At 35.8% G+C, this 12,872-nt stretch carries 8 protein-coding genes; 2 read left to right on the top strand and 6 right to left on the bottom strand.

Annotation, left to right across the window (positions count from 1 at the left end; genetic code table 11):
* Nucleotides 1-645: 645 nt before the first annotated feature.
* The gene (locus HCQ94_RS00215) at nucleotides 646-2,484 is read right to left on the bottom strand and encodes a phosphoenolpyruvate carboxykinase (GTP) (RefSeq protein ID WP_166978123.1); all 1,839 of its coding nucleotides are present in this window, start codon (nucleotides 2,482-2,484) and stop codon (nucleotides 646-648) included.
* A gap of 595 nt (nucleotides 2,485-3,079) precedes the next feature.
* Between HCQ94_RS00215 and HCQ94_RS00210 the strand changes: the two genes are divergently transcribed.
* Nucleotides 3,080-3,817: a phosphoglyceromutase gene (locus HCQ94_RS00210; protein WP_166982717.1), complete on the top strand. Its 738-nt coding sequence runs from the start codon at nucleotides 3,080-3,082 to the stop codon at nucleotides 3,815-3,817.
* 8 nt (nucleotides 3,818-3,825) lie between these two features.
* Nucleotides 3,826-4,953, top strand: coding sequence for an IspD/TarI family cytidylyltransferase (locus HCQ94_RS00205; RefSeq protein ID WP_166982715.1), 1,128 nt, complete (start codon nucleotides 3,826-3,828; stop codon nucleotides 4,951-4,953).
* A gap of 101 nt (nucleotides 4,954-5,054) precedes the next feature.
* Here HCQ94_RS00205 and tkt read toward each other — a convergent pair whose 3' ends face one another.
* From tkt to pknB, 5 genes are all read right to left on the bottom strand, one after another.
* On the bottom strand, nucleotides 5,055-7,112 hold the full coding sequence (gene tkt, locus HCQ94_RS00200; protein WP_166982713.1) for a transketolase: 2,058 nt from the start codon (nucleotides 7,110-7,112) through the stop codon (nucleotides 5,055-5,057).
* A 220-nt stretch (nucleotides 7,113-7,332) separates the two neighbouring features.
* Nucleotides 7,333-8,616 carry an adenylosuccinate synthase gene (locus tag HCQ94_RS00195; RefSeq protein WP_166982711.1) on the bottom strand — a complete coding sequence of 428 codons (1,284 nt, stop codon included), beginning with the start codon at nucleotides 8,614-8,616 and terminating at the stop codon, nucleotides 7,333-7,335.
* Between the two features lie 445 nt (nucleotides 8,617-9,061).
* Nucleotides 9,062-9,811 (bottom strand): ABC transporter permease, encoded by a 750-nt coding sequence (locus HCQ94_RS00190; protein WP_166978133.1) that lies wholly within the window; start codon nucleotides 9,809-9,811, stop codon nucleotides 9,062-9,064.
* Between the two features lie 2 nt (nucleotides 9,812-9,813).
* The gene (locus tag HCQ94_RS00185; protein ID WP_166982709.1) at nucleotides 9,814-10,674 is read right to left on the bottom strand and encodes an ATP-binding cassette domain-containing protein; all 861 of its coding nucleotides are present in this window, start codon (nucleotides 10,672-10,674) and stop codon (nucleotides 9,814-9,816) included.
* A gap of 346 nt (nucleotides 10,675-11,020) precedes the next feature.
* Nucleotides 11,021-12,871 (bottom strand): Stk1 family PASTA domain-containing Ser/Thr kinase, encoded by a 1,851-nt coding sequence (pknB, locus tag HCQ94_RS00180; protein WP_166982707.1) that lies wholly within the window; start codon nucleotides 12,869-12,871, stop codon nucleotides 11,021-11,023.
* Nucleotide 12,872 lies beyond the last annotated feature (1 nt).

The following is a 12,872-nucleotide window of genomic DNA, read 5'->3' as shown; positions in this document are numbered from 1 at the left end:
GACTAATATTCCATTATTACAAGAGTTTACACAGATAATTACTGTAGTTAATTAGCCACCTTGTATATAAACTTTCAAAATAATTTCCTCGAGACCTACATAAATATAACCCCAACAAGTATATTGAGTAATATTTTAAGCACTATAGAATAAAGTATTTTAATTACCGTACTATCAATTTTTACCTCCACTTGTTATTTTATAAACACACATTCAATATTTATCAGCCACAACTTACAGTAAGCATATTCTAAGATTTAAGCTAAACATAAAATTGAACTTCGCAATCAGGCTAGAAAATAAAAGTAACTGGTAATAATATTCCGCAAATTACAATATCAAGCAAAAAATAGATGATTAATATGGAATATAGAATTCACCATTATAAACAATCCACTAATAAACTATCGAATATAACAAACACGTGATGTGCATACACATACGTTAAACTATAAAAATACTCAGTGAAGTATATATAAAAAATTGTTCAGAAGTGGCTAAACTCTATACGGTAATATAAATTTTAATATGTAATATTACACAATTTAGCCACTTCAATAGATACAGAAAATTGAGCAACCACCTTTGCCTACAAAATATTAGAAATAAAGTGTAAGCAACAAAGTAGTAGTCAACAGCTAAAACTTAGCTATTACTTACACGTTCACGTAGTTTAGCTAATTGTTGGTTTAATTCAGATGGAACTTTATCTCCGAATTGAGCGAAATATTCCTCTGTCATATCAGCTTCAACTGCCCAACGATCTGGTTCAACTTTAAATAACTGCTCAAATTGATAATCAGTAATATCTAAGCCGTCAAAGTTCATATCTTCTTTCTTAGGATAACGTCCAGTTACGCCATCAATAGCTTCAACTTCACCTTCAATACGACGTAGAATCCAATCAATTACGCGCGAGTTATCCCCAAATCCTGGCCATAAGAAATTACCTTCATCATCTTTACGGAACCAGTTAACCTGATAAATACGCGGAGCTTTGTCACCAAGTTTTTCACCCATGTCTAGCCAATGCTGCCAATAAGAAGCCATGTTATAGCCACAGAAAGGTAGCATAGCAAATGGGTCACGGCGTAATGAACCCACAGAACCTTCAGCTGCTGCAGTTTGTTCAGAAGAAACAGTAGCACCAATGAATACACCATGTTCCCAATCATAAGATTCAGCAACAAGAGGAACGTTTGTAGCTCTACGTCCACCGAATAAAATGGCATCAACTGGAACACCCATAGGATCTTCCCAATCTGGACAAACAATTGGACACTGTGAAGCAGGCGCTGTAAAACGACTATTTGGATGGGAAGACGGTGTCTCACTCTCTGGAGTCCAATCATTTCCTAACCAGTCGATTAGATGAGATGGCTTTTCATCTGTTAATCCTTCCCACCATACATCTCCATCATCTGTCAAAGCAACATTTGTAAACAAAACATTTTCATTCAACGTATTAACAGCAATTGGGTTAGTTCCAAGACCCGTACCCGGAGCTACACCAAAGAAACCAGCTTCAGAGTTAATAGCATACAATCTACCATCTGGACCTGGACGCATCCAAGCAATATCATCACCTATGGTTTCAACGCGCCACCCTGGGATTGTAGGCTGTAGCATAGCTAGATTTGTCTTACCACACGCTGATGGAAATGCAGCTGTGACGTGATATTTCTTACCCGTTTTTTCGTTAATGAGACGTAGAATCAGCATATGCTCAGCCATCCAGCCTTCATCACGACCTAGAACTGAAGCTATACGCAAAGCATAGCATTTCTTACCCAGAAGTGCGTTACCACCGTATCCTGAACCGTAAGACCAAATTTCTCGTGTCTCCGGAAAGTGAGTAATATATTTTTCTTCACTACATGGCCACGATACATCTGGACGTTCATTACCTTCAGCATCTACAAGAGGATACCCAACTGAATGCACAGCAGGAACCCAATACTGCCCCTCATTAATAAGATCCATAGCTTTTTCGCCCATACGCGTCATAATTCGCATATTACATACAACATATGGAGAGTCAGTAATCTCAATACCTAGTCTAGAAATATGTCCACCCAAAGGTCCCATTGAAAACGGAACTACATACATTGTGCGTCCACGCATACAACCATCAAATACTGAATTTAAAGTATTTTTCATCTCTTTAGGATCTGCCCAGTTATTAGTTGGTCCTGCATCTTCTTCTTTTTCTGAACAAATAAACGTACGAGACTCAACACGGGCAACGTCAGATGGCAAAGAACGTGCTAAAAACGAATTAGGGCGTTTATTTTCATTTAGGCGAATTAATGTTCCTGAATTAACCATTTCATCAGTCAAATTTTTCCATTCAACTTCTGTGCCATTTGCAAAATAAACATTATTAGGCTTAGTTAATTCAGCAATCTTACTTACCCATTTAATGACATCTTCTGGAACGTTAGACGGTGCAACTTCCCGTATAGCGCTTTCTGTGACAGTCATAACTGCCCCTTCCTGTAATATTTTGTTAATAAAATCTTTGCAGGCTCTTTCTAACAATCATCACAAATAGCCCAGATTGTGCTCAACAATTACTTTTCAACCACTACAGGCAAAGTCCAAATATATACAACAAATAAATAATTACATTCTCTTAATGATTCATTGCTGACACATTTAATATTCTATATCCAATTTAAAATTTAATTAAAAATAACTCAATAAATTTACAATATTTTCTCTATATTTTTAAATATATAACTTTACTTTTATTCAAAATTAACTATTTTCAAATTCTAAACATACATTACCAAGATTAGCTTAGACAATAACAAAGCAACAATTTCAAATATAAATACACATACTACCTCCTATGCTTGTAAAAGAAAAAACTGCTTTCTATCAAATCCATCAAAAATAGTTTATATAAATTGCAAGATAGGATTTTTATAATTTTAAAAATTGTGGATAACTCCTTTTTTAGATAAGTTATCCACAATTACAAAACTTTTAGTGTATTCCACTATTTTACGTTTATTATTTAAGTATCGTTAAAAACATATCTAAACTATTTAGAATCTTATTAAGGCGGTGGGTCATGGTATACAAGCTAATACTAGTTCGTCATGGTCAGAGTGAATGGAATGCAAAAAATTTATTTACAGGTTGGGTCGATGTAGCCCTATCTGATAAAGGAATTGAAGAAGCAAAAAATGCTGGAAAACTATTGAAAAAAGAAAACATCCTACCTGATATATTACATACTTCAATGCTACGTAGGGCAATTATGACAGCAAATCTAGCACTAGATAACGCTGATCGACACTGGATTGAAGTCAAGCGTTCTTGGAGACTGAATGAACGCCACTATGGCGCTTTGCAGGGTAAAGACAAAAAAGCTATACGCGACGAATATGGTGATGAACAGTTTATGTTATGGCGTCGCTCCTACGATGTACCTCCACCAGCAATCGAGGATGACGACCCTTACTCACAAGGTAATGATATTCGTTACGCTGGCGAACCTATCCCTAGCTCTGAATGCCTAAAAGATGTACTAGAGCGTTTAATGCCTTACTGGGAAAACGAAATTTGCAAAGACTTAGCTACCAATAAAACAGTTATGGTTGCAGCACACGGTAATTCTCTAAGAGCCATAATAAAACATTTGGACAACATTAGTGATGACGATATTGCAGGCGTAAATGTTCCAACGGGTATACCTTTATTGTATGAGTTGGATGAAAACTTCAAGCCAATAACAAAAGGTGGGAAATACCTAGATCCCGAAACTGCAAAAATTGCTATGGAAGCAGTAGCTAACCAAGGTAAATAGGAGATTTTGTGGAAAAGACAGTTGTAGCTATATTAACTGCTGCGGGTTCAGGAAAACGTTTGGGAGAAAATTTACCTAAAGCGTTAATACCGCTTACAGACCCAAACGTTTTTTATAGTACAAATAAACAAACTAATATAGATAAGATTACTACAACTGTCTATAACACAAATTCTATAGAAAAAACACATATTAATGATACCTTTTTTGATACCCATGTAAATATTCAAAGCATATACAATGAAATACCTAAATTAGAAGCAAATAAAGAAAAAATTATAGATATCATTAATGATAAAATTGATACCCTTTTACAAGAGAAAATAAACTTACTAAAAGCCACAAATAATGGAGGTACAAATTTAGAAAATAACCTAAATAAACACACGAATAAACCAAAAATAACAATACTTGAATACGCGTTAGAATCGCTTTTATCTATAAAAGAAATAGGACATATAGTAGTTACAATTCCAGAAAAAAATAAGGAGCAATTTGAAAATATAATAAAATCCAACAAAACTCTAAATGTTAGTAACTTACAAAAAATTCATTTAGTAATTGGCGGAAATTCGCGACAAAACTCTATACATAAAGCTTTGCAGTTCATTAAAAATAATCTAACACGAGATATAAGCTATAGTGAAACCTCTTATACAAAATTAAATAGCAATACAGAGAATAAAAAATATTCAGATTTCGCAGTTTTAATACATGATGCTGCCAGATGTTTTACACCAAACACTCTCGTAACAAATCTAATAAAAACCTTCTACCTAAATCTAAGTACAAACGAAAATTACGGAGTAATACCTGTTCTACCCGTAGTAGACACTCTAAAAGAAATTACTAATTTCAACACTATAGGAAATCAGACATCTAAAACTGTGAATCGAAGCAAATACTATAGAGTACAAACTCCACAAATTTTTAATCTAAAAAACATGATAAATCTACATGAAAAGTACGAAAAAAATGGAGAAAACGAAAAGACAGCTTTCACAGACGATAGTTCTATGATAGAAAATTCAAATGGGAAAATATATCACATAATCGGAGATGAATTAGCTTTCAAAATAACTACTCCTGCCGATTTAATATATGCACGTAACTTATACAGTACAAACCACAGCTAGAACTGAAAATGCGTGATTTTACAACGAACACTCACAAAAATGATTTTTTAAAAAGTAAATAAAAGGGGTGAGCATAAAAGTCCCACCCCTAATCAACTAAATTATTCAATAGTATCTTTGACAATTTTCACAACGTTTTCAGCTGTGAAGCCAAATTTCTCAAATAACACATTCGCAGCAGCTGAAGCTCCAAAATGTTCAATCGAAACATGACCAGATTCTGCACCGAGCAAGTCTTTCCAGCCCATAGATATACCGGCTTCTACGCTAACCTTTGGAATATCAGTTGGTAATACGCTATCACGGTACTCTTGAGATTGAGCTTTAAACCATTCGATACAAGGCATGGACACAACTCGGGTAGCAATACCCTCAGACTCTAAAGATTCCTTAGATTTCAAAGCTAAAGCAATCTCAGAACCTGTAGCAACTAAAATAACATCAGCTTTACGGTCAGAGTCTGCTAATACGTATCCACCGTATATAGCATTTTCAGCACCTGCTAAGCTAGAGCGATCTAGTATAGGCAAATCTTGACGAGATAGAATCAAAGCTGATGGGTGGGTCTGATGGCGCAAAATTTCTCCCCACACAACTGAAGTTTCGTTAGCATCAGCTGGACGTACCACATCTAGGTTAGGAATAGCGCGCAAAGAAGCAAGATGTTCAATAGGCTGATGAGTAGGACCATCTTCACCTACACCAATAGAATCGTGTGACCAGACGAAAACGCTAGGTATTCCCATCAAAGCAGCTAAACGGACAGCTGGACGCATATAGTCAGAGAATACTAAGAAAGTACCACCATAAGGACGTGTCAAACCAGTAAGAGCCATACCATTCATGACACCACCCATTGCGTGTTCACGAATACCAAAGTGTAGCGTACGACCAAATTGATGTCCTTGGAAATCATCGCTGGACAACTCTTCAGGAATGAAAGAAGGCTGACCTTTCATAGTAGTACAGTTAGAACCTGCTAAGTCAGCAGACCCACCCCAAAGCTCAGGCATAACATCAGCTAACGCTGATAGAACTTCGCCAGAAGCTTTACGTGTTGACATCTTCTCACCATCAAACACAGGCAAAGCATCATTCAAGCTTTCTGGTAATTCACCAGCGACCAAACGCTCGTACAAAGCAAACTCTTTAGGGTTTTCTTGCTTCCAAGTAGCGAACTTTTCTTCCCACTCTTTACGGAAACTTGCACCACGTTCAGCAACATTTTTACGGCAATAACTCAAAACAGCTTCATCAACATCGAAACTCTTATCAGGATCAAAACCAACAGCTTCTTTCAAACCAGCTAATTCTTCAGCTCCTAGTTTATTACCATGTAAGTTGTGTTTACCTTGCATGGTTGGACAAGGCCAAGCCATTAAAGTGCGAACACGAATAAGAGAAGGCTTATCAGTTACTTTCTGAGCATTCAAAACAGCTTCGTATATAGCGTCGATGTCCTCAGCGTAGCCAGTACCACCATTAGTCCAGTCAACAGTTTGTGTGTGCCAACCATAGGCTTCAAAACGCTTATTAATATCCTCATTGAAAGCAATCTTAGTGTCACCTTCAATAGAAATATGGTTGTCATCATAAAACATTATCAAGTTACCAAGCTTTTGTGTTCCAGCCAAACTCACAGCCTCAGCAGCAACACCTTCTTGCATACAGCCATCGCCCAAAATAACGTAAACGTTATGGTCGAACAAGCTTTCACCAACTGGAGTGTTAGGGTCAAACATACCGTGTATACGGCGTGCTGCCATAGCCATACCAACAGCATTAGCAACACCAGCACCCAAAGGACCTGTCGTTGTCTCAACGAATTGAGTGTGACCGTATTCTGGATGGCCTGGAGTCAAAGCACCCCATGTACGCAAAGATTTCAAATCATCTAGTTCTAATCCCAGACCAGCTAAAAACATTTGAGTATACTGTGTTAGTGAAGAGTGACCAATTGACAAGATAAACTTATCTCTACCAAGCCACCTGTCATCCTGAGGATCAATTTTCATGACTTTTTGATAAAGCATATAAGCTAATGGTGCAACTGATATAGCAGTACCTGGATGACCATTACCAACTTTTTCCACTGCATCTGCAGCTAATACTCGAGCTGTATCAACAGCTTTCTTATCTAGTTCACTCCAATGCAACATATATTTTCCTTATTTATAGTATTTCTAGTCTACTTTTATTTTGCTCTTCATTAATCAGTTTATTTTTATCAATTACATTCTTATTGATTACAATGTCTGTTCTTAGCTGGAAATCTAAATAAAACTCATATAACTAAATTTATTATTACAGCTCGCACAAACAACCATAATCAACTTTAATAATTTTTTAGCCTCGCTCATATAAAGCGAAGCTAAATGATTATATTAAGTTATGGCGTACGATTACATCATCTCGACCAGCACCAACGCCTATTATTGAGATTCTGCAGTCTGACATTTTTTCCAAAGCTAATACATATTTCTGTGTATTTTCTGGTAAATCTTCAAATTTGCGAACTTTTGTAATGTCTTCTGTCCAACCATCAAAATACTCAAAAATTGGCTTAGCATGGTGGAAGTCACTTTGGCTTACTGGCATATCTTCAAATCTTACACCGTCAACATCATATGCTACACATACAGGAATTTTTTCCCAACCAGTCAACACGTCTAGCTTTGTCATAACTAGATCAGTCAAGCCGTTAACTCTAGAAGCATAACGTGCAACTACACAGTCATACCAACCTGTACGACGTGGGCGTCCAGTAGTAACTCCAAACTCACCGCCATCTTGACGCAGTTTTTCCCCATCTTCACAAAGTAGTTCTGTTGGGAATGGACCTTCACCAACACGAGTAGTATAAGCCTTGATGACTCCAACACATCTATCAATTCGAGTAGGCCCAATACCGCTACCTGTACAAGCACCGGCTGTAACACAAGAAGAAGAAGTTACAAATGGATATGTTCCATGGTCAATATCGAGCATTGTTGCTTGTCCTGCTTCAAACAAAACAGTCTTTCCTTCATCTAAAGCTTTATTTAAAATTAGCGAAGTATCAGCAACCATAGGTTTCAATCTATCAGCGTGCTTCAAGAGTTCTTCCATTATAGTTTCAACTAAAATTTCCTCACGCCCAAAAACCTGTGTGAGCATAGGGTTTGTTCTTAAAAGAACACCTTCTAATTTTTGGCGCAGAATAGACTCATCAAATATGTCTTGTATCCTAATGCCAACTCTGTTCATCTTATCAGCATAAGTTGGACCTATTCCTCGCCCAGTAGTACCTATTTGACGTTCTCCCATGAATTTTTCATTCACAGCATCCATTATTTTGTTGTAGCTAGGAATAATATGCGCGTTAGCTGATACTAATAACTTTGAAGTATCTATCCCTCTAGCTGAAATAGTGTCAATTTCTTCAAATAAAACATCTAAGTCAATTACAACTCCATTGCCAATTACTGGTGTCACACCTTTAGTTAATATACCGGAAGGTAGTAGATGCAAAGCATACTTTTCACCATTTATAACAACGGTATGTCCAGCATTATTGCCGCCGTTGAACTTTACAACATAATCAACGTTCTGACCTAAATGGTCTGTAGCTTTACCTTTTCCCTCGTCGCCCCATTGCGTTCCTACTACAATTATTGCTGGCATAGTTTATTCTTTCTTTTAAGAATGATTAAAATAAAATTTGTACATAAGTATTGTCTATTATTTGTGTCTTTTATTCTAGTATTACGCGAAAAATCACTAGTTTTTATAAGCTTTTCTTAACATTAAATACCTAATAGTATAACTAAATTAGACTTATACTATTTTATTATACCTTTGTTTTTTATTTTAATCTTCATGGGTAAATAATCTGTCAATAACTTTTCAAAGTATATACCTTTAAGCTATGGGTAGAATTTATTTCTAATACATAACGTTCTCATTAATAAACAGCACACACTCGTGTCAAGCAGGAATCGTTACATACATATAAGCTGATTTAAGATTTACAAACCTACTTTAATATTTACAACAAAACTTCACCAAGCTACATTCAGAGCAATTTTGGTAACCTAAATCTAACTATAAATCCGTAAATATTAAAAGACTATTGTTTCTTAAAACTACGAGTTCCTAGGAAATAACAAACGATGCTAAAAGCAGTAAATCCTATCAAAACGTAAGGATAGTTACCTAAACTGTAAAAGCTTTCTCCCCAGTGTTCAGTAGTTAGTTTAGTCAACAAAGTTATAGGTATACAGTTCGCAATAGTTTCTATTATTTTTCCGAACTTATCTGGTGATACACCAAACATTCCTGTCAAAATCATAACTAGGAAATACAACGTCATTGTTACACCATAAACTCGACTAAACTTTCTCAACCAAAGCGTTAGAGTAAAAGTAATAAGGAAAAAATCTATACTAATGAATAATATACCAAATAATAAGAATATAATGCTAAAAGCTGATGGCTTATTAATCTCGTTTACCCAACCAACACATAGAAAATAAACTCCAACTGCTGAGAATATAACTAATACATTAGCAATCAGTTTATTTATAAGTTGCTTTTCAATCGTATAGCCAAATAAAATCATACGTTTAGTCACGCCTTTATCAGTTTCCTGTGAAAATAAAGCTGGAAAACCGACTAAAGCTAACGATATAGGAATAACAGATATTAGCAAAAGGAACACACTAGTTTTGAACTCTGGTACTGCTTGGGCTGGAATCTCTCCTTTTCTAGAGAAAATTATTATGTTAGCAAGCATTATAGGGAAAATATAGCTGAAGAATAAACCAATAAAATTTCCTAAAACGTTTTTAATTTCTAGCACTAGATAGTTAAACTTCATATCTATACTCCAGCCTTTTCAGATGCTAATACATTCAAATAAATCAGTTCAATATCGCGATTTGTACGTTCAAAGTTAGCTTGTTTTTGAAGTAAGTAATCGTAAATGCGCTTTTCATCTTCTGGACTATCACAACGCACAGCAACCTTATTCTCCGGAGCAACTATGACATTGAAATCTTTAAAGTCTGAGTCTTTTAATCCTGAAACAATTACAGCACTATAACCTATATATTCAGCAAATAAATCGTCAATTTTACCGTATTTAACTAAACGACCTTTATCTAAAATTAAAAGCTTATTAGCCAAACGTTCAATTTCATCATAGTAATGTGTAACCATCAAAACACTAGCATCTTTATTAGCGTACCAATTACTAATTTTTTCCATTAATTGTTGACGAGTTTCAAAGTCTAAACCGGTTGTAACTTCATCGAAAAAAGTAATTGGAGCATCTTTATAAAGAACCATTATTAGCGTTAAACGTTGTTGCTGTCCACCAGATAGTTCGCTATATTTTTTAGAAAGACAAGTTTTGAAATCAAAATAATCTACTAGTTCGTCCAATTTTGCATCTTTGCCTGGAGTAACACCTAACAAACCTTTGAGAACGTTTTTCACATTAACAGTTCCCATGTAATGATTTTCTTGTAAATGTACTGCAATATCACTACGAGGAACAGAAAAATCAATTTTACCTTTATAAGGAACCAATCCTAAGCAAGCATTTATAAGTGTTGTTTTTCCAGCACCATTGGAACCAATAACACCCACTATGTCTGAGTCATCAATCTTGACCTCAGTACCAATATTTAAAACAATATTTTTACCGTAAGATACTTGCAAATTTTTTATATTAATCATATTTTAAAATCTACATCTTTAACTGAGTAAAAACAAAATTTTTAAAGGCTTCTGTAACATAAATAATCAGAAATATTGATTATTCGCTCTAAACACAAATAAGTATTTATATTAAACATTATAGTTTTTAGTAATAAAAATACATATAACACATGATATAAAGAACATAAATCTTGCTTATTTACTTTCATTGGTTATGTTTCACGTGAAACATAACCAACAATAAAAATAAATTTATAAGCAAAGTAAAATCAGAAGATAAATAAAAAACGAAATAAAATATCCATAAAAATCCCCTCTATCTATAAAGACAAAGGGGATAAATTCTAAGATATCAAATAATTAGTTAGTTGGGAGAAGTAGAAGAACTACCTCCAGTATTCCCACCATTATTGTTGTTATTATTGTTGCCATTACCGTTTCCGTTTCCATTGCTATTACCATTACCACTATTAGGTGCAGCAGGACCAGGATCAGTAGCTACAACTACCTTTATAACAGTTCCTCTAGAAACAACACCTGAAGGAGATATAGACAATACTGTGTTAGGTGCTTCTTGATTAGTTGCAACAGAGACAACCTCAAAATTTAGTCCATTGTCTGATAGGAATTTAGTAACTTCATCCTTTGATTTACCAACTAAATCAGCAGGAACAGCTACACGTCCTGAAGATACATACAAGCGGAATTTCATGCCTTTAGTCACTTTAGAACCAGGAGCTGGATCAGTATTAATTACCTTACCTTCTTCAACTTTTCCACTATCTTGAGTAACCACACTATCAAGTTCTAATCCCAGACTCTTCAAACGAGCTATAGCATCAGATTGCGACATATTTGAGACATCTGGCATAATCTTTTCATTTGGACCTGCTGAGAAACGAACAGTAACAACAGTACCTTTTTTCACCTTAGTTCCAGCGGCTGGGCTGGAAGAAACAAAAGTATCTTTCGGTGCAGTAGCAGACTCTACAGGTTTTCCAACCTTCATTATCAAACCAGCAGCCTTCAAAGCTTCAGCAACCTGATCTTCTTTCAAACCTTCAAGATTCTTAGGCACGGTCACTTGTTCTTCAATTTGGCTAGGAGCCTGATTACCTAGGACCAAATAAGTTGTAACACCACCCAAAATAACAATTAAAGCAATTATGCTAGCCCAAATCCATTTCATTTTGTTAGATTTAGGTTCTTCTTCAGAGTGCTTAGGTTCAAAAGAGCTTACCCCTGTATCACGCCAATTAGGAGTAACTTTAGTAGCACTCATCACGCTAGTAGCATCACTATCTACTGCTGTAATCATCTGTGTTGCATCACCAACTGGAGGAGCAGAAACTTTATGCCCACCCACAGCTGCTAGTATGTCATTACGCATTTCAGCAGCATTCAAGTAGCGCTCTTCACGACTCTTACTCAAAGCTTTCAAAACAACTCTATCTAAAGCAGATGGTATATCAGCTTTTATAGATGATGGCAAAGGTGGTAACTGTGAAACATGCTGATAGGCAACAGAAACAGCAGTATCACCCTTAAAAGGTGGGCGAGCAGTCAAAAGCTCAAACAACAAACAACCCGTAGAATACAAGTCGCTACGAGCATCAACAGTTTCACCTTTAGCTTGCTCCGGAGATAAATACTGTGCAGTACCTACAACTGCGTCAGTTTGAGTCATAGTTATTTGAGAGTCAGTCATAGCACGAGCAATACCAAAGTCCATGACCTTAATTTTTCCAGCGCGAGTAAGCATGACATTACCTGGTTTAATATCACGGTGAACCAAACCAGCTTTATGCGAATACTCCAAAGCATTCAAAACGCCAACAACAATTTCAACAGCTTCATTTATAGGGACAGGCTGACCATCAGCCAACAAATCTTTAACTGTATGACCATCAACGTATTCCATCACAATGTAAGGAACAAGTATTTCCTTACCATCACCAGTAATTGCTGGCTCTTCACCAGTATCATATACAGCAACAATAGTTGGATGATTTAAAGATGCAGCAGACTGAGCTTCACGGTGAAAACGGGTTTGAAAAATAGCGTCACGAGCTAATTCAACACGTAACATCTTAATAGCAACAGTTCTGGATAATCTCTTGTCAAAACCAATGTAAACTTCAGCCATTCCTCCACGACCGATAAGTTCACGTACCTCATATCTGTTAGCTAACAAGCGTGGCATCTTATCTACCATA

Source organism: Actinomyces sp. zg-332, from assembly GCF_011751945.2.
In the GTDB taxonomy this organism is placed as follows: Bacteria; Actinomycetota; Actinomycetes; order Actinomycetales; family Actinomycetaceae; genus ZJ293.
Note: the sequence above shows the minus strand (reverse complement) of the source record. Positions and strands in the feature narration are given on the sequence as shown.

Excerpts from the sequence above, each read along its gene's own strand:
- HCQ94_RS00215 (WP_166978123.1), bottom strand. The coding sequence starts at position 2,484 with ATGACTGTCACAGAAAGCGCTATACGGGAAGTTGCACCGTCTAACGTT.
- HCQ94_RS00210 (WP_166982717.1), top strand. The coding sequence starts at position 3,080 with ATGGTATACAAGCTAATACTAGTTCGTCATGGTCAGAGTGAATGGAAT.
- tkt (WP_166982713.1), bottom strand. The coding sequence starts at position 7,112 with ATGTTGCATTGGAGTGAACTAGATAAGAAAGCTGTTGATACAGCTCGA.
- HCQ94_RS00195 (WP_166982711.1), bottom strand. The coding sequence starts at position 8,616 with ATGCCAGCAATAATTGTAGTAGGAACGCAATGGGGCGACGAGGGAAAA.
- HCQ94_RS00190 (WP_166978133.1), bottom strand. The coding sequence starts at position 9,811 with ATGAAGTTTAACTATCTAGTGCTAGAAATTAAAAACGTTTTAGGAAAT.
- HCQ94_RS00185 (WP_166982709.1), bottom strand. The coding sequence starts at position 10,674 with ATGATTAATATAAAAAATTTGCAAGTATCTTACGGTAAAAATATTGTT.
- pknB (WP_166982707.1), bottom strand. The coding sequence starts at position 12,871 with ATGGTAGATAAGATGCCACGCTTGTTAGCTAACAGATATGAGGTACGT.